The organism is Fodinibius halophilus (genome assembly GCF_011059105.1).
GTDB lineage: Bacteria > Bacteroidota > Rhodothermia > Balneolales > Balneolaceae > Fodinibius > Fodinibius halophilus.
Genome location: NZ_JAALLS010000015.1, coordinates 93,536 through 113,311, shown reverse-complemented (window position 1 = coordinate 113,311; position 19,776 = coordinate 93,536). Strand labels below are relative to the sequence as shown.

General features: G+C 44.8%; 13 protein-coding genes. 11 read left to right on the top strand and 2 right to left on the bottom strand.

Translation table 11 applies throughout. The annotated features are described in order from the left end of the window. Positions 1-15: 15 nt before the first annotated feature. Together G3569_RS12185 and G3569_RS12180 are read left to right on the top strand one after the other, a co-directional pair. Positions 16-7,842: a putative Ig domain-containing protein gene (locus G3569_RS12185; RefSeq protein WP_205720181.1), complete on the top strand. Its 7,827-nt coding sequence runs from the start codon at positions 16-18 to the stop codon at positions 7,840-7,842. 37 nt (positions 7,843-7,879) lie between these two features. Next, positions 7,880-9,037, top strand: coding sequence for a hypothetical protein (locus G3569_RS12180; RefSeq protein WP_165269503.1), 1,158 nt, complete (start codon positions 7,880-7,882; stop codon positions 9,035-9,037). Positions 9,038-9,654: 617 nt separating this feature from the next. Here G3569_RS12180 and G3569_RS12175 read toward each other — a convergent pair. Further along, the gene (locus G3569_RS12175; protein WP_240894700.1) at positions 9,655-10,254 is read right to left on the bottom strand and encodes a TrmH family RNA methyltransferase; all 600 of its coding nucleotides are present in this window, start codon (positions 10,252-10,254) and stop codon (positions 9,655-9,657) included. A gap of 248 nt (positions 10,255-10,502) precedes the next feature. Between G3569_RS12175 and greA the strand changes: the two genes are divergently transcribed. The 9 genes from greA to pta all read left to right on the top strand — a co-directional run bounded on the left by greA (position 10,503) and on the right by pta (position 19,198). Further along, positions 10,503-10,973, top strand: a complete 471-nt coding sequence (gene greA, locus G3569_RS12170) for a transcription elongation factor GreA (RefSeq protein WP_350356560.1) — start codon at positions 10,503-10,505, stop codon at positions 10,971-10,973. A gap of 4 nt (positions 10,974-10,977) precedes the next feature. Then, a complete protein-coding gene (locus tag G3569_RS12165) occupies positions 10,978-12,330 on the top strand; it encodes a UDP-glucose dehydrogenase family protein (RefSeq protein ID WP_165269499.1) in 1,353 nt (450 codons plus the stop codon). Between the two features lie 122 nt (positions 12,331-12,452). Further along, positions 12,453-12,860, top strand: coding sequence for a four helix bundle protein (locus G3569_RS12160; protein ID WP_165269497.1), 408 nt, complete (start codon positions 12,453-12,455; stop codon positions 12,858-12,860). 75 nt (positions 12,861-12,935) lie between these two features. Then, positions 12,936-13,928, top strand: a complete 993-nt coding sequence (locus tag G3569_RS12155) for a UDP-glucuronic acid decarboxylase family protein (protein ID WP_205720180.1) — start codon at positions 12,936-12,938, stop codon at positions 13,926-13,928. Further along, positions 13,921-14,364: an NUDIX hydrolase gene (locus G3569_RS12150; protein WP_165269495.1), complete on the top strand. Its 444-nt coding sequence runs from the start codon at positions 13,921-13,923 to the stop codon at positions 14,362-14,364. Before G3569_RS12155 ends, G3569_RS12150 begins: the two co-directional genes overlap by 8 nt. Beyond that, positions 14,352-15,590, top strand: coding sequence for a BamA/TamA family outer membrane protein (locus G3569_RS12145; RefSeq protein ID WP_165269493.1), 1,239 nt, complete (start codon positions 14,352-14,354; stop codon positions 15,588-15,590). Before G3569_RS12150 ends, G3569_RS12145 begins: the two co-directional genes overlap by 13 nt. Before the next feature lie 7 nt (positions 15,591-15,597). Next, positions 15,598-17,361: a caspase family protein gene (locus G3569_RS18960; RefSeq protein WP_165269491.1), complete on the top strand. Its 1,764-nt coding sequence runs from the start codon at positions 15,598-15,600 to the stop codon at positions 17,359-17,361. Then, positions 17,361-18,218: an EamA family transporter gene (locus tag G3569_RS12135; RefSeq protein WP_165269489.1), complete on the top strand. Its 858-nt coding sequence runs from the start codon at positions 17,361-17,363 to the stop codon at positions 18,216-18,218. The genes G3569_RS18960 and G3569_RS12135 overlap by 1 nt, the downstream gene beginning before the upstream one ends. Then, entirely contained in the window at positions 18,218-19,198 is a 981-nt protein-coding gene (pta, locus tag G3569_RS12130) for a phosphate acetyltransferase (RefSeq protein ID WP_165269487.1), read from the top strand. The genes G3569_RS12135 and pta overlap by 1 nt, the downstream gene beginning before the upstream one ends. On the opposite strand, the gene G3569_RS12125 is transcribed toward pta, so the two are convergent. After that, positions 19,199-19,660 carry a hypothetical protein gene (locus G3569_RS12125; RefSeq protein WP_165269485.1) on the bottom strand — a complete coding sequence of 154 codons (462 nt, stop codon included), beginning with the start codon at positions 19,658-19,660 and terminating at the stop codon, positions 19,199-19,201. Positions 19,661-19,776 lie beyond the last annotated feature (116 nt).

The window sequence follows — 19,776 nt, the reverse complement described above, 5'->3', positions numbered from 1 at the left end:
CCCTCGGATGTATCGGTGACCGAAGATACCGAAAGCAATGTAGATCTGTCTTCTGCGACCTTCGCAGATGTGGAGGGGGATAATCTGACGATTACCTTGACCGCCTCAGCAGGAACCTTTAGCAGTCCCTCCGATGGATCGGGTGTGGGATCCGGGGTAACCACAACGAAGGTGAGTTCTACGGTAATTACGTTGGCCGGATCCCCGGGTGATATCAACACCTACTTGGATACCAATTCGAATATCAAGTACACTGGTGCCTCCAATGCGAGCGGAGACAATGCCGCTACGATCAGTGTGGAAGCCAACGACGGAAACGGTTCGGGGGACCTGTCTCTGGGAACGGTGAACCTCGACATTACCGCCGTCAATGATGCCCCAACTCTTTCGGGGCTTCCAAGTGACGTCACCGTGAGCGAAGATACCGAAAGCAACGTAGATATATCTTCTTCGGTATTCGGGGATGTGGATGGGGATAACATAACAGTTACCCTTACCGCCTCAGCGGGTACGTTTAGCGCTCCCGTTGATGAAGCAGGGATAACCGAAACACTGGTGAGTGCCACTGAAATTACGTTGGCCGGTGCTCCCGGAGATATCAATACCTATCTGGATACCCCTGCTAACATCAAATACACCGGAGATTCTAATGTTAATGGTAATGATGCGGCCACGATATCGGTAAAAGCCAATGACGGGAATGGGTCTGGGGATGTTTCTTTTGGAAATACGAATATTGATATTACTGCGGTCAATGATAACCCCACCTTAAGCGGGCTGCCCTCGGATGTATCGGTGACCGAAGATACCGAAAGTAATGTAGACCTGTCTTCTGCGACCTTCGCAGATGTGGAAGGGGATAATCTGACGGTAACGCTAACCGTTTCGGCTGGTACCTTTAGCAGTCTTGCCGATGGATCGGGAGTGGGATCCGGGGTAACCACAACGAAGGTGAGTGCCACTAAAATTACGTTGGCCGGTGCTCCCGGAGATATTAATACGTATCTGGGCACCAGTACGAACATCAAATACACCGGTGATACAGATGCATTTGGAGATGATGCGGCTACCATCAGTATAGAAGCTGATGACGGGACTTCCGGGAATATTACTCTGGGCACGGTGAACCTTGATATAGATGGGGTCAACGATGAGCCAATCCTGACTGCTACGGGCACAGATCCAACCTTTATAGAAGGAGCAGGAACCCCGGGAGCTAATCTTTTTAACAGTATTACTGCTTCTGCGATTGAGTCGGGGCAGACATTTACCGAATTTACTCTTACGGTATCTAATATAGCTGACGGCACTGATGAAATTTTGCGATTGGATGGCAGTGATATCTCTTTAACTGATGGCAATTCGGTTACTACGGCTACTAACTCACTCAGCACAAATGTAAGTGTGGGTGCTTCCACAGCAACAGTACATTTTAGTGGAGCTACGCTGAGTGCAAGTCAGCTACAAACTCTGGTGGATAACCTGGCTTATCGGAATGCTTCAGATAATCCCACAACAGGATCAAACCGTACAGCTACGATTACAGAGATTATTGACAGCGGAGGAACGGCCAACGGGGGTGATGACACAGCGGCACTTTCACTTAGTTCTACCGTAAGCTTAACAGCAGTTAATGATGCTCCGGCTTTAGCCAATCTTGGCGGTAATAATGCGGGGGTACAGGCGGGCGGTAATGCTGTTCATATAGATGATGGAGAGGATGCAACCGTATCTAATGTGGATTCACCTAATTATGATAGTGGCTTTTTAACGATTACAGATAATGGTAATAATAATACTGCCAATGGGAATTTTAGTGTAGATGGAACGGATGTAACGGCCAATGGAGATGCTACGATAGCTGCCGGAGAGACCATCGCTGTCGGTGGGACTGCTGTAGGAACCGTGGATGCCACTAATGACGGCCAGGGAGGAAATGTGTTGACCTTCAATTTTAATGCGAATGCAACGTCTGCCCGTATACAGACAATTACTCGAAACCTGCGATGGGCAGCTGCAGCAGGCAGTGGTACACAAACCTTTACGCTGACCCTTTCTGACAATGACGGAACTGCTAATGGCGGGGATCAGGATGTAACTGCTGACTTTTCAATGACGTTAGGCAATCCGCCGGTTGTAGGTAATATAGACGGGGACACCGTAGATTTTGAAGTCGGTGGCTCGGCGGTAACCCTTGATGACGGGGGTAATGCCACCCTTTCTGATGCTGATACCCCGGCCAGCTTAAACGGCGGGAACTTGACTGTAACCGTATCGGCGAATGCGGATGCTTCAGAAGATTTATTACAATTGAATACCGGGGGAACTGTATCGGTATCCGGAACTACGGCCGGAAGTAACGTAAGTGTGGGGGGCACCACAGTTGGGACCTTGGTAAATGATATTGCGGTTGGTAATGATCTTAGAGTCAACTTAAACGCTAATGCTACCTTAGCTCGAGTACAGGATCTGTTACGGGCAATTCAGTATAAAAATACAGCAAGCCCCATATCAGTGTTTAGCCGAGAAGTAAGTGTTACTGTCACCGATAATGACGGACTTTCCAGTAGTACCTCCACGGTGTCTGTGAACCTGGCCGGGAATCCCCCCATCATGGTTTCCAGTGATGTTACCAAGACCATTGATGAACATACGGCGTCCGGAACGTCTATTACTGACAGTGATGCCAAGGATGGGGACGGCGGAGCTGCAGATGCCAATATGACGTATGCAATCAGTGCAGGAAACAAGGATTACGACAGTGATGGCAATTCAGCTTTTGCTATTGATACTGAAGGGAAAGTAACGATTGATGATGCATCCGACCTGGACTATGAAGGGGCACAAACATTTTCATTGATCGTGGAAGCCACCGACACCTTTAATCAGTCGGTCACCCAATCTATTACGGTGAATCTAAATGATCTGGCCGAAACATTTATTGTAGATGGAGATTCTCAAGACTCTTTTGACAGCAAATCCGAAGCCGAAGAGCGCTCCGACGGTGGTGGATTAGATGTGTATGAGGCCGTTGGACTGGCACAGGTAGAATCCAGCAGTCTCGATACCATCCGTATCAAACAACCGCAAACATCCTCTGAACAGATCTTTGTTTCCGGCAAGTCGCGGCAGGTCAATGCGGTGCTGGAAGTGGCATCAGGAGTTACCCGTACCGGCACCAACGGGGCGTATATTTTCAGTTCCGATGGCAGCTCATTTGAAAAAATAATCAATAACGGGGATTTGGAGCAGGGACAGGGCAGTTCAGTAGATCCGGTTTCGGCTCTTTATTTAAAGAATACAACGCTGACCAATGGCTTTGAAAATAACGGGCTTATCAGAAATGACTTTGGGGCCGCAACCAACCAGGCTATACTTATAGATCAAGCCTCTACCATTGACGGGGACGTTACCAATACCGGGACGATCACCGGTGCAGCAACGGGCATTGACATCCGGACCGCAATGAATGGTATATTTTCGAACAGCGGTACAATCACAGGAGAAACTTATGGCGGGTACTTTGCAAAGGACATTAGCGGAAATGTTACAAACTCCGGCACCATAACGGCTGTATCGGGTAGCGCACTTCGCATAGATGGCGCTATAAACGGTACGCTGGTCAATAAGTCCGGTGGAACGCTTAAAAGTACAAATAATGCGGCGCTACAGCTGGGTAGTGCAGATCATACGGTTATAAACCGCGGAGATCTTACCGGCGGCAACGGTACTGCAGTAAAACTTGGAGATGGTAATGATACGTTTACCGCAGAATCAGGAACTATAACCGGTGCAGTTGAAGGGGGAGCTGGGAGTGATACATTCAATGGCCGGAATGCTGCTGAAGAGTTCGTGGGTGGTACCGGTGATGATATTATCAATCCCGGAAAAGGCAACGATACCATCACGTTGGGAGATGGGGCTGATGAGGTCCGGGGAACAGCTCAAGAATTAGACGGCGATACCATTACTGATGCTGCTGATGGAAATACGGTTGTATTAGAAGGAGAAACAGGCTTTTCCTATCCGGCCACCATACGTACTACAACGGACCAACTTGAAATAGATCTGAACCAAGATGGGTTTGGAAATGCTGATGATATTATTGTTGATGCGCCCGGTGTTGAGGGGTTTTTACTTGTGGTCGCAGATGATGGCACGGATACACGTATAACTATTACTGATAACAATGCACCAATCATTAGCTCAAATAATACCTCCAGTTTTGATGAGAATAGCACAGGAACGGTATTAGATGTAGAAGCTACTGACGGGGAGGGCAATAGTACGGATCAAAATATTAGTTACACACTTTCCGGAACTGACAGTGGGCTGTTCTCCATTAATGCGCAGAGTGGTGAAATAACCTTCAATAATGCGCCCGATTATGAATCTCCGGCTGATGATAATACTGATAATAGTTATGAGGTGACAGCAGAGGCAGATGACGGGATTGTGACTGTTTCTCAAGCGATTACAATTAACGTTAATGAGGTCAATGAATCGCCAACCATTACCACTGTTCAGGATCAAACAATTGATGAAGGCAGCGCTACGAATGCTATTTCATTTACAATATCAGATGTTGACAATACTTTTGGTGAACTGAATATTACGGCTACTTCTTCCAATCAAACGCTTTTGCCGGATGCCAATATTACGGTCGGTGGAAGTGATGGCAATCGCACGATTACCCTTGATCCTGCTGACTATCAGAATGGTAGTACAACTGTTACACTTACTGTGTCTGACGGTTCGCTGTCGCAGTCTATTTCTTTCGACCTAACTGTTAATGCTGTTAATGACGAGCCGGTTATTAGTGGTACGCCAGACAAGACGGTAAATGAAGATGCTGCCTATAGCTTTACGCCTTCGGCCAGTGATCAGGAGGGGGATGACCTTTCATTTACAATCCAGAATAAGCCTGGCTGGCTTGCCTTTGATCAACAAACCGGGTCCCTTTCCGGAACTCCGCTCAATGAAGATGTAGGCGTTTATAAGGATATCACCATTACAGTTTCAGATGGAAATGGAGGATCAAACAGCTTACCGGCATATGATCTGACGGTACAAAATGTTAATGATGCGCCGATTGTTGATGCGGGTATTGCTGATCAAACTACGATCCAGAATCAATCCTATAAGTTTACCATACCTACAGATGCATTTGATGATGTAGATGCCGGCGATGTCTTAACACTGTCGGTTGCCGGCCTGCCCGATGGACTTACTTTTGATGCCAATAACAACGTCATCAGCGGTACTGCAACGGCTACCGATGTCGGCAAAAACACCGTACAAGTAACGGCTGAAGATCAGTCAGGTGAAACAGTAAGCACTTCGTTTAATTTGGAGGTTTCGGCTGAAGTACCGGATAAGGTTGTGTTATCGAGCCCGGCTGATGCAGTGAAGGATGTGAAGGTGCAACCGGTATTTGAATGGCAAAAAGAGATGATTTCGCAGAAGTATGAAATTCAAATTGCCACTGCTAACTCTTTTGGGAGCGGAGATATGGTAATAAATAATGTTATTACGGGGGATACGAAATTCCAGCCTTCAGCTGATTTGGCACGCAGTACAACGTTTTTCTGGCGTGTTCGAGGTATAAATTTGGGGGTTCACGGAGATTGGTCAACGGTGAATAGCTTTACTACTGTTCCTGAAGCTCCAGCGCAAGTTACCCTGGATAGCCCGGCTGACCAAAGCAAGGATATAGATCTGCAACCTACATTGACCTGGAATAACGCTGCACGTACTGCTAATTATGAATTCCAACTAGCTACGGGCAAATCTTTTGGACAGGGAGAGATCATCATAGACAAAGATAATATCTCAACAACAGAAATAAGTGTAACCAGCCAATTAGACCGGGAAACGACCTATTACTGGCGGGTTCGCGGTAGGAATGCAGGGGGAGAAGGGCAATGGTCAGCAACCTTCCAGTTTATAACACTTCCTGTTATTCCGGCCAAAGTAACACTCAAAGCTCCGGCAGATCAACATGGCAGTTTTCCGCTCGATGGAACGCTCCGTTGGGAGACCGTGAGTGGTGCTACTTCTTATGAAATACAGATATCAAATGATTCCGGATTCTCAGATCTCGTAGCTTCTGATAAAAGTATTACCTCTGAAGAATTCATTTTAGATGGGCACGTCGCAGATTACTCAAAATATCATTGGCGCGTAAGGGCCTGGAACAGTGCCGGAAATGGAGATTGGTCAGACAGTAGAAGTTTTATGACCGTTGCCAACCCTCCGGCATTAACATTCCCTGCAAACGAGGAGAAAGATATTAGCATTGCACCGGAATTGGCTTGGCAAAGTGGGTACGAAAATACCTCATATCGAGTAAAAGTAGCGACGGATGATAAGCTACAAAATGTTGCAATTGATACACTTGTACAATCACCCTCGTTAAATCTGGAAGGGCTTGCTACCGATACCCCATATTATTGGCATGTACGTGTAGAAAGCGATGGCAGTACCAGTCCTTACAGTTCAGCCTTTATGTTTAAGACACATGCCCCGGAAGAGGAGGATGTACCTGAGCAACAGATTACTTTTGGTGAGGAGTCTTCTTCTGAAGGTAATAGCCGAAGTTTTGATTCTAATGATTACCGCTTAGTGGGCTTGCCCGGTGGTGATGATGTTCCGGTAGATGAACTCTTTGAAGGGGAATATGGCAAAGATTGGAAGGTATTTTCCGACAATGGAAAACAAGAGGATTATCTTGTTGAATACTCAGAAAATAATCCATTAACCTTCAGCGAAGGAAAAGGATATTGGGTGCTCAGTAAAAAGGCCCTTACCGTAGGAGGCAAAATACAACCTGTTCCCATTTCAAAGAAAGATACGTACAGTATTACACTGCAGCCGGGCTGGTGTATAATTAGTACTCCCTTTACCCGAACGGTTAATTGGGAAGATGTTCAAAAATATAACCAGACTAACTTCGCTATTTTTGGATATGATGGCAGTTTTTATGAAAGCGACAAGCTAAAGCCGTTTTTCGCTTACTACGTGTATAATGATGAAGGAAAAGAAGTTGAGTTAGAAATTCCTTATACCAGCATCAATAAACGAGAACAGGAAGAAAAGACAGAGCGCAAAAAGCTCTCATCAAAGCCGGCAAAAATCACACTTGAAGTTAAAATGAAGGGGCAAAAACGGCCTGCCAATGTGCATATGGTATACGATGCACAACAGAGTGAGCAAAATAGGCATACCAAATATATGCCGCCCCTGAAGCTCAGCAAGTTTGGAGCAGGAATTGTAAATAAGAAGGAATCTAACCGCAAAAAATTACTGCATACTGTAGGGGATGTCTTTGATCGGGATCGCAAGCATTATACGATAGAAATAAAAGCCAATAAAAAAGGCATCGTTAAATGGACTCCCAAGATATCGGGCCTCAATAATAATATTGCGGTGATGGTTACCGAAGCCAAAAAGGGTCGTGCCAAAATACTTCGAAACGGAGAAACTTATCCGTTTATGTCTGCTGAAGGAAGAAAACAGTTTGAAGTATATATAGGAACCACCGCTGAACTTGAGAAGGTAAAAGACAGCATGATACCTCAGAAAATTACTCTGAACCAAAATTACCCGAACCCTTTTAACCCGACTACAACTATCCAGTTTGGTATTAAAAAACAGAGTGATGTGACGCTTGAGGTGTTTGATGTACTGGGAAGAAAAGTGAAGACACTGGTTAATGAGCGTCTGAAAGAAGGATGGCATCAAGTTAATTTTGACGGCCGGCGTTTAGCCAGTGGTACCTATTTCTATCGATTGATCGTGGGCCGCAAACTGCATACTAAGAAGATGGTCTTGATTAAATAGGGAATGAAAAATGAAAATCAATAATAGAATACAACCGATGAAGTTATATAAGTCAATTTTTGTAATCGGATTCATTGCATTTTGCTGGGCCGTACTGCCTCATTCTTGTTTGGGACAAGAGTCAGCTTTTGAGTTCAAGGCCGATCCGGCAAATAGTGCGGCTCATTCCATTACTAAGCATATATCTGATATCAGGGATGGAATCAATCATCCCAAAAGTTGGAAGGATTTGACTTTGGATGGTGATCACCCTGCGATTGGCTTGTTAAACCAGGCGATTGATAAAATGGGGATTACTAAAGTTCGGTTGGCAGATACCATTCATATGCTTACGCTGCCCGACGGGACCTATGAAATCCGAGATATGTTTGTAAAGACAGCTAAAACTGATACCCTGGAACATCAGATTTTAGCATTGCGATTTGATAGTGATGCCCAGTTGATAGGTGTTGAGTTGTTATCAGCAGCTAAGAATTATCAGTTAGCTTTTGACCGAAAGGTTAAAGCCACACCTGAAGCAAGGCGAAGAGTGATAAAGCAACTTAAAACCTTTCAAAATGCTCTGGTAGAAGGTGATAAGGTCAAGGTTACCAAATTTTTGACAGATGATGCTTATGTAGTTGTAGGTAAAATTGCACGCTATTATTATAACGATACGTTTGGCCCATACTATCAGTATGCAGTTACCAGGCATAAAACATTGGTATCAGGAAATGTTGCTAGTCAGCAGTCCAATCCTGAGATTCGTTATAACAATATCAACGTGTATGAGTTACCGCCATTTGATGATGTGTTTGTGGTAACTTTTTTCCAGGAATGGGAGTCGGAAAATTATTTCGATAAAGGGTATGTAGCAATGGTGTTTGACCTTAGGGATGGAGTCCGGGTTCCAGTACGTAGATGGCAAGATACACCATTTGATACGGGGTACTTAGAGGTGGATTTGTCGCCAGTTACAGAACTAGCAGTACCCCGGCTTGGTACCTTTAGCTATAGCCAACAAAAATTTACATCGCTGAAGGTGATGGAAGATCGTCATGAGAAGGCGAAACCGGGTTTTCTTAGAAGAAATAAGCGGTTGATCATTTTGGGGCTAGGTACTTCTGCAGCTGTAACAGCTGGAGCCATATTACTGACAGGCGGTGATAAAAATACTGGGTTACCTGATCCACCGGGCAGGCCTGCATTTCGGTAACATCCCCGTATAGCATCACAATTGTGCAGAAGCTGCTTGCCGGTACTCTGTACTTGATACTCCTCGTCATTGGCATTCCTCGGAGTGACTTGACGGGGGCGGGGTTTTGTCGTATAGCCTGGTATGTGAAGCTGCCGGTGACGACAAGGTGATATTAATGCTTCCCCGCTCGTTGTCACTCCGAGTGTAGTGAGGAGTCTCAATCGGTATTATGGCAAGAGGGCTTGGTAAGGGAGTATGCCTGTAGTCTGACTTGATACTCCTCGTCGCGGGCTCCTCGGAGTGACTTGACGGGGTTGGGGTTTTGTTGTATAGCCTGGTATGTGAAGCTGCCGGTGACGACAAGGTGATATTAATGCTTCCCCGCTCGTTGTCACTCCGAGTGTAGTGAGGAGTCTCAATCGGTATTATGGCAGGGGGACTTAGTATGGGAGTGTGCCTGTAGTCTGACTTGATACATCCTCGTCGCGGGCTCCTCGAGTGACGTGCTGGGATATAGAGAGGATAGGACTAAGAGATATGAGTAGTGAGATATGGGACTGTGAGCTGTGAGACTATGAGATTGTGAGTAGTGAGCTGGGAGAGGGTAGTTAAATTCGCATCTTGCATCCTGAATCTTAAGTCCAATATTTTTGCAGAAATCCATACAAGGCTACGCCCACGGTTACAGAAACGTTGAGCGAGTGTTTATGGCCATATTGCGGTATCTCTACAAAATCGTCAATAAAATTCAGTATATCGTCATCCACACCGGTAACTTCATTACCAAACACCATGCAAATTTTTTGATCTTCAGGCAATGCATAGTTAGGTAATAAAATACTGTCTGTTGTTTGCTCAAGACCTACGAACCGGTAGTTGTTATCTTTAAGCGCAGTAACTTTGGCAGGTAATTCCTTTATATATTCCCATTCAACATGTTTTTCGGCGCCAATAGCTGTCTTGGAGATCTCCGGGCGTGGTGGGGTAGGGCTGAAGCCTGAGAGCAATATTTGATCAATACCAAAAGCATCGGCACTGCGAAAGGCTGCTCCTATATTATGCATGCTTCGAACATTGTGCAGCAATATTTTAAGGTTTGAAAGCTTGCCAGGGACTTGTCGATCCAGGTTCTGTTTAAGGATTTCTTTTGTGCTTAATTTTGTCATAGGAGAACTGAAAAGGAAGTTCAGGTTATTTTGAATAAGCTGGCATAAAATAGAAAGTTCTGCAGGCAATTTGTAACCTGATTAGAGGCATGGGAATGGGGGCTTCTAATAATAAGACAATGGATTAATATATTTATTTTTATACCTACATAAGGTAAAATTGTTGTTTCCAATAGTGAGGAAGCTAAAATTTATATTTGGTATAAGAGTCTTAATCATGGTATTTTATGTCACATTGTAATGAATAGAATGTCAGCTTTTGGCTGGCATTTATTTTTTGTGGTTTAAAATATATTTCGAATTAAACTTTGATCGTCGTGGAAAAGAATTATTTATCACGTGAAGGATACGAAGAGTTAGAAGAAGAGCTTGAAGATCTGAAAGGACGTGGGCGAAGAGAAATAGCCGAAGAGATCGCGGAGGCTCGTGCCAAAGGAGATCTCAGTGAAAATGCAGAATATGACGCGGCTAAAGAAGCTCAGGGTATGCTTGAGAAACGCATTGCCGAACTTGAAAATGCCTTGGCTAATGCTCGGATACTTGATGAGGAAGATATTAAAACTGACAAGGCATACTTACTTTCTACGGTGACCATTCATAATCACACAGTAGATAAAGAAGTGAAATATACGTTAGTCTCTAAAGATGAAGCTAATTTTAAGGAGAATAAAATCTCTGTTGATTCTCCTATTGGCAAGGCAATCCTCGGCTCTGAAATTGATGACATTGTTGAAGTAGAGGTTCCGGCCGGTACTCTTAAACTAGAAGTTAAAAATATTGAACGATAAGTAGATGAATTTAACAGTAATAGGCACCGGCTATGTGGGACTGGTCAGCGGCACCTGTTTCGCCGATTCCGGTAATGATGTAACATGTGTAGATATTGATGAACAGAAGGTTGCTGAACTCAAAGAGGGGAATGTCCCGATTTATGAGCCGGGCCTGGAGCCAATCTTTGCCCGCAGTATCCGCGAGGGACGCTTGCGGTTTACTACTGAGATGGAACAGGCGGTAACGGAGGCGGATATCGTCTTTTTGTGCCTGCCGACCCCACCGGGCGGTGACGGGCAAGCCGACCTGTCGGCCGTGATGAGTGTAGCCGGGCAAATAGGACCGCTGCTTGAGGATTATACGGTCATTGTAAATAAATCGACCGTGCCGGTAGGCACCGCTGATCGCGTGCGCGATGCGATAGCCGAGGAGGCCTCTGAGGAACTGTTTGATGTGGTTTCCAACCCCGAATTCCTGCGCGAAGGCGCCGCCGTCGACGACTTTATGAAACCCGAACGTGTGGTTATCGGGGCAAACAGCGAACGCGCGGCCGAGCTGATGACCACCCTCTACGAACCCTTTGTACGTTCGGGCAATCCCATTATTACGATGGATACCCGCAGCTCTGAGCTCACCAAGTATGCGGCCAATGCCATGCTGGCCACCAAGATTACCTTTATGAACGAAATTGCCAATATCTGCGAGCGCGTCGGCGCCAATGTCGACAATGTGCGCCGTGGCATCGGTACCGACTCGCGCATCGGCAAGCGCTTCCTGTTTGCGGGCATTGGATACGGGGGCAGTTGTTTCCCCAAAGATGTGCAGGCGATCCACCATACGGCCGGGGAGCACGGCTACAATTTTAAGATTGTGGATTCGGTAATGGAGGTCAACAACTGGCAGAAAACCTCGATCGTCCGTAAGATGGAAGCTCACTACGGCACCGACGACTTCAGCGGTATGACCTTCGGGATGTGGGGCTTGAGCTTTAAGCCCGAGACCGACGATATCCGCGAGGCCCCGGCACTATATATTGCCGAGGAGCTGGTCAGCAGAGGCGCCAAACTCATTGCGTACGATCCCGAGGCCATCGGCACCTTCAAACAGGCGACCAGCCAAGACGTGCTTGAGGCCACCACCTTTGTGCATAACCAGAAAGAAGCTTTAGATGACATTGACGCGCTGGTGATCTGCACCGAGTGGAACGAGTTCCGCCGGCCCACCGTCGACAATTTTGCGGACGAGATGAAGCAGCCAGTCATATTTGACGGACGCAACCTCTACGATCTGGACCGGGCACGGAAAGCGGGTATCACCTACATCAGTGTGGGACGTCCCGAAGTAAATACCCCAAAAGCTGAACCGGCAGAGTAAGGAATCTTATTTTGGTTGTTTGGGAAAAGGCAAATGGACAACGGACGACCGACGATTTTTAGGTAGCTAGGTAATAAGTATGTAATATGTAATCTTTTTTTCTTCAATTACTTTGAATGAGCATGGCTTTTAAGTTTGAAAAGCTAGAAATATGGCAGCAGTCAGTGGACTATGTCGATTTGGCTTATGATTTAGCAGGGGCATTACCAAAACTAGAAAGGTATAATCTATCTGACCAATTGCGTCGTGCTGCAACTTCTGTCTCCTTAAATATTGCTGAAGGCTCAACTGGACAAACAGATAAAGAACAGAGCCGATTCCTCGGTATTGCTTTGCGCTCTCTTCTTGAGACAGTTGCATGTATTCACATAATAAAACGAAGAAAATACTGTAAAACTGATGAAGAAAAAGAACGATTGAGCACTCTTTATCAAGAAGCAAATCACTTGGCGGCTCGTATTCAAGCGATGAGAAATTCATTGAGCAATCATGTTGGAGAAGAAAAAACTGATTATTTAGTTGATGATTAACAAATTACTGCTGATTCCTAGTTACAGCCGTCCGTCGTCAGCCGTCTCATAACTAAAAATAAGATTCACAGCATTTTGATAACTAATAACACAAAAAATAGCACTCAAAAACAACGCGTTCTCATTACTGGCGGAGCTGGGTTCCTTGGTTCTCATCTCTGTGACCGATTTATTGAGGAAGAATATGAGGTTATCTGCATGGATAATCTTAGTACCGGCAGTGCCGATAATATTGCTCACCTCATCGGTAATGATAATTTTACTTTCATCAATCATGATGTTACCAACTATATTCATGTTGGTGGAGATTTAGATCTAATTCTGCATTTTGCATCCCCAGCTTCTCCCATAGACTACCTGGAGATGCCGATCCAGACTCTTAAAGTAGGATCTTTGGGCACCCATAAAGCATTGGGATTAGCAAAATCGAAAAATGCACGTTTTGTATTGGCCTCTACCAGTGAGGTATACGGCGATCCGCTAACCCATCCCCAGGCAGAAAATTATTGGGGCAATGTTAACCCCATTGGGTTTAGAGGTGTGTATGATGAAGCCAAGCGTTTTGCTGAGGCGATGACGATGGCCTACCACCGTTTTCATGGCGTAGATACCCGTATTGTTCGAATTTTTAATACCTACGGCAGCCGAATGCGTATTCATGATGGACGGGCACTGCCCACCTTTATGCGGCAGGCACTGCGGGGGAATCCGTTGACAGTATATGGGGATGGTTCGCAAACGCGCTCTTTTATGTATGTATATGACCTGGTAGAAGGGGTATGGAGGTTATCCCAGTCCGACCATGTTGAACCTGTTAATATTGGAAACCCGGATGAGATAACCATACTAGAGTTTGCCAAAGAAATAATTGAACTAACAGAGTCTGACAGTGAAATCACCTTTGAAGAGTTGCCCAAGGATGATCCGCAGGTTCGTCAGCCTGATATCTCACTAGCCAAAGAGGTTCTTGACTGGCAACCGGCATATGATCGCCGGGAAGGGTTGCTTAAAACCTTTGACTATTTTAAAAAGAAAGCGCTAAAGGATACCGCCCATATAGATGAGTGAGCTGGTTGATGTTTATCCGTACTGCAAAGAAAATGGGGATATTAAACTATTACTTCTAAAACGGGCAGATGACGTTATTTATGCCGGTCAATGGCGCATGATAGGTGGGAAGGTAGAAAGCAATGAAACAGCAACAGAGGCTGCTCAACGTGAATTGGAAGAAGAAACTGGGGGCCAGCCGAAACATTTCTGGGCTATTCCGTCTTTGAACCAATTTTACGATCCCCATTCCGATACTATTTTGCAGATACCTGCTTTTGCTGTCGAATTAGATCCAAATAAAAAGATTGAGCTTAATCACGAGCATATCGACTATATTTGGATTTCAGAAGATGAAATTGAAGCCTATATTAGCTGGCCCGAACAAGCTCGTTTGCTGAAGCTTGTATCATCGATTGTAACAAATAATAAAATTTTGAGCGAGTGGATAATTTGAATTCCCGAAAGGTTTACTTAGTACTATTTGCTTTACTACTGGCTGTTTTGAGCATTTGCGGCAGATCGCAAAAAGCTGTAGCTCAGTCATCGTATGAGTTATTACCGGCTCCCGATCTGTGGTACAACAGTGTAGATGGCATAAGAATTGGAGGCAGGCTGCGAGGCCAGCAAGCAGGTACCTTTGGAGATGGTCCGCACCGGTTGAATCTTGGTTTTTGGGTAGGCACTAAATTTCCCGAAAACCCTGTTTCATATTATATATCGTTTACAGAACCGATCAATGCTATTTCGGATTTTGGAAGCGAGGCAAACATACAGATTGAAAGTTTGTTTAGAACCGGTTTTCAACAGCATGGATTTGCCTTCAATAAACGCTGGCAAAATGGATTTAATGAAGAAAACTACAAAGAATTAGCAGTCGGGTTTAGAACGGAGCATCGTTTTGATAAGGACTATCTGCTTTATTCTCAGCTCTGGCAAACAAACTGGCTATATCTTACGACTTTTGATTTTACGATGACTGCCGATAATAGTCCCGGCAGGTATGTACTGTCTTTTAATGCTGATGCCAATATGGGAGGCAAATACGACTCTTTTTTACGAGGAGGGGTCTCATTTCAGCAAAAGGTTGAGCTTTCGCCCTCGTTTACACTGTATAGCAAACTGTATTCCGGGTTTGCAACCGAACAAACAGCTCCCGAATACCTGTTTATGCCCGGTCTTAAAACCGCCCGCAGATGGATGGATAAAGGATTAACAAGGGCTCGTGGTACCATGCCACCGTCTTGGTTAGAAAGCGGAGTAGTACAAGTTACAGGGGCAGGAAATATACGAGGATATCTGCAACAAAATGTGGATCAACTTAACAATGGAGCTGCCCCCTTATTGACCTCTTTTTCGACCTTAAATTTAGAACTCGATTATCCGAATCCCCTGGATAAAGCTATTGATGATATTCCTGTGGTCGGCAGTTTTCTCGATTTGCGGTCATATGTGTTCTTCGATAGCGGTACTTCACTGGGAGTTACTGATTTAGAAGAAGACAGATTACTTTCTGACGCAGGACTTGGTTTTATGTTTACTCTCAATATTCCTGATTACCTTGGGAAACCGAGAGGATTGATGATCCGATATGATATTCCTTTTTGGGTTTCACACCCGGTTAATGAAGAATCTTTTAAATTTCGCAGTGTCCTCGGGATAGGAGCTGTTATATCACTATAATATTTTCGTGAAATTATTTACTCACATAGTATTTATTGCAGTGCTGGGGTACGGTTTTATGGGTTGTACCAGTGCCCGCTGGACCGTTAAGGATCAGCATGCTATAGATGAATCAGATCCTGAAATTATTAACCAGGATCGCTTTTTGATGCAGGTGGGAAAAGTACAACCCTCAGAATCGGCACTTACTCTAAACCTTATGTCACGTACCAAGTATCGGTATAACCAAAGGGTGCTTGCTCGGCGAAATATTCAAAAATATAAATTGAGGCCGGGTTTTATTGCCGCCGGTCTCAGCGGTGCGGCTCTTGCCTTTATAGCGGCAAATTCTACTGCCATTAGTAAAAACCGATCCCAAACAAGAATGTGGACGCTTAATGCAGTTGGTTCGGTTATGGTTGCAGCTGGGTTTTTAAATATGAAACCCGTGGGAGAACCACGTGCTACAGGAGAAGAAAGGCTTTTAAAAAAATCGGGTACCATTGTACGAACAGATACTGTTACAGTTGAGCAAAGTTTGGAAACAGATGCCTATGTAACAATCCAGTACCGGGATTCCACGGTGCGCAACGAGGAAATTCGTTCTATTGTTGATGGTCAGCTTCAGATACCACTCTCAGAGTTGTTAAATAATCAGCTTATAACAGGCAGCCAGCCGGGCCGGGTCGATATTACTGTTCAATTTCAGGACTCGTTATATAGTTATGCCTTTCCCGTTTCCGACATCCTTGAACCCTATGCAAAGGTTACTACCCGAATTACGTCGCTGCGGAACAGTGCCGATAAAACAACGAGCAATAATATCGTTGCCGATTTAGTAGAAGGGAGCCAGGTGAAAATTGCGAGCACCGAGAATAAAGAATGGTATCGAGTATTGTATGGTATCTCAGAACACTATATATCCCGGCAGGATGCCGAAATTGTATGGAGGTCATCCGACTTTAATCAGCAAGATCAAGTGGTGACTGTACCAAGGTTACCGTTCGGGGAGGTAGATGTTGAAACAAACATTCCGGTATTGAGAGCACCCCAAGAAAATGCGATGGCTCTTATCATCACTAACAAAAATTATTCCGGGCAGTACAAAGAAAGAAGATATGCCCACCGCGATGCACGACTTATGAAAACGTACTTGCAAACAGCATTGGGATATAAACCCCAGAATATTTTTGACCTCAGAGAGATAGCTGATACGGATACCTTACATAAGGTCCTTTCTACGATGGGTTCTGTAGCAAATGACAGTACTGAGCTTACAGTGTATATCAGTGGATATGGTGAAGTAAATGGGGCCGACAAAAACAGTCAACTTACGTTTCTGGGCGTAAATGGGGAAAAGGGTAATAAGCAGGAAGTGATAGAATTAAATAGCCTGTTTAAGACCCTTTCTAATCTTACCAAAGCACAAACGGTAATATTGAGCGATGTCGATTTTAGCCAATCACTGACCAATAATATATCGGTAATTAAAACACAGAGAATTCTGGAAAGCAGTATTCAAAATCTGGATAACGATGATAACTGGGCTGTATTATTCGGTAGCCAGCTCAACCAAGAATCCCAGGTTTATATTTCTCAGTCCGGGAGTGGTAAAAAGCACCGCATTTTACCCTATTTTTTTGCTAAAGCTTTACAAAACAGGACAACCGATTTATCTGAGATTTATCAATATCTCGAACGAAATGTCTCATATACAGCTCGCAAACTGCACGACCGGCCTCAAGACCCGCTTTTACTGGGCAATACAAAGTTAGATTTAGCAGAGAACTAATGGCCTACTTCTACCTTCTTTTAAGTTCAGTATGTTCCCTTGCTATTGCCCATTTATTGAAACTGACTGAAGTTAAAAAGCTTCGAACACTTAACACACTTACCGTAAACTACCTGGTGGCTGCTATTTTTGCCTTTAGTGTAGGGCTATCACAAAAGAGCGGGGGAGCTCCATTGGCGCAAAGCTCATTCCTGGTATTTTTCTGTATCATCGTGGGAGCTTTTTTTATCGGTAACTTTGTAGTTTACGGAAAATCGGTGCATACCAATGGCGTAGGTATTACCATTGCTGCTATGCGTCTGTCGTTGCTTATTCCTGTATTGATATCGGTTTTTTTGTATGCTGAATATCTGGGTGCTCTTAAAATTTTGGGTGTTTTATTAGTCTTTGGGGCAATGGGATTGTTAATCCCAAAGAAAAATTCGGTGAAGGTAGGGAGCATAAGCGCATCCTGGCTGTTGGTTATTATTTTTGTGCTTTCGGGTTTTGCGGATGCCTCCCTGAAAATATACAATGAAGAGTTTAGCACGAATCTCAACGAGCTTACTTTTATGGGGATGATTTTTGCCGGTGCCTTTGTGATTGGGCTTGTGCTCTGCGTGCTTCGGAGCAGACCTTTGATCAGGAAAAAAGAACTACTGCTGGGGGCGGCTATCGGAATTCCTAACCTGTATTCCTCAATTTTTTTAATTTATGCATTGGACGGTATCAGTGGAGCTATTGCTTATCCTATTGTAAATATTTTAAACGTCTTGGGCGGCACATTCCTGGGGCTATTGGTTTGGAACGACAAAGTTTCTTATAAACAATGGGGAGGCATTGCCGCTGCAGTAATCGCAATTTTATTATTGATATAATGGCTTCTATTATTGACCGTATTCGAGGCAGGGCAGCCTCAAAAAATAAGAAAATCGTATTACCGGAAACAGGGGATCACCGAGTGCTGCGAGCAGGTGCCTATCTGGCCAGAGAGAATATCTGTGAGGTAATTTTGGTAGGCCGTAAAAAAGAGATTACTGCCCGGGCAGAAAGTGAAGGGATAGCATTAGCCGATAGGCTCTCTTTTTATCCCCCTGATGAGATCAATGAAACACTGGTAACCCATCTGTATAATCGGCGCAAACACAAAGGAATTAGCAGGGAAGAGGCGACATCAGCATTGGAGAATCCGTTATACCTGGGGGGGAGTTTAGTAGCCCAGGGGGATGCAGACGGATGTGTAGCCGGATCCGTTGCAACTACTGGAGAAGTAATTCGAGCGGCTATTCATACTATTGGTCTTCGCCAGGGAACCGGTATTGTATCCAGTACTTTCTTGATGGCTCTGCAAAATGGTCGGGTACTTACCTATGCCGACTGTGGTGTTGTACCCTATCCGGACAAAGAGCAACTGGCTGTCATCGCTGTTGAATCGGCCCGAACCCATGAGCTCTTAACTGAAGATGAACCAGTAGTTGCAATGTTGTCGTTTTCTACCAAAGGGAGCGCCCGCCATGAACGTACCGAGTTAGTAACAGATGCTCTCACTATTGCAAAACAAAAAGATCCCGATCTGGCCATTGACGGAGAGCTACAGTTTGATGCTGCATTTGTACCATCCGTAGCAAAAAGAAAGGCACCGAGATCGGAGGTGGCCGGGAAGGCCAATGTGTTTATTTTCCCCAATCTTGATGCCGGAAATATTGCTTATAAAATTACCGAACGATTAGCCGGTGCCGGAGCAACAGGTCCCATTCTTCAGGGTCTTGCCCGACCAATGATGGATCTTTCGCGTGGCTGTAGCTGGCAAGATATTGTAAATGCTGCCTGTGTAGCGATATTGATGGACAGTTCGTAGTTATTCGGAGGTCCCGATTTGAGCATTTCCCCAGCCGATAATGGCACCATATATAAGATGAAGGATGAGCGTCATTATGAGGTATTTGGGCCCGCTTTCAAGATATAGGGGAGCATCAGCAGCAAGTTCATCGGCACCGCCAAAACCGAAAAATCCCCAGCCGATGATGGGACTTAAGATGAGCATCATTACGCCCCAAAGCGCAAGAGCAAGATAGATGCCCTCTTTAATGCTAACACTTTCTTTAAAAAAGTAGTACAGAACCACCGACCAGAAGGCTCCGTATCCGAAATGCACAATCAGGGGCAGGGGGCCAATATTCAATCCTAATTGGTGTAAGAAAGCAGCCGAAGGCGGGGTGTTGAATGGGGCAAATCCCGTTGCATGGATACCAACCATCATAATAATAAACATCACAAAGCTGCCTGCTAATCCCGAAAATGCACTTTTAATCCATTTCATAACGTCAATAATTTTGTTATACATAATGTTTGTTCAAGCTATTGACTCATCGTAAAACGTTATTCTTACTTTTTAAGATGAGGAGCCAATTGTCTGCCATAACGTTATCTCGGTCA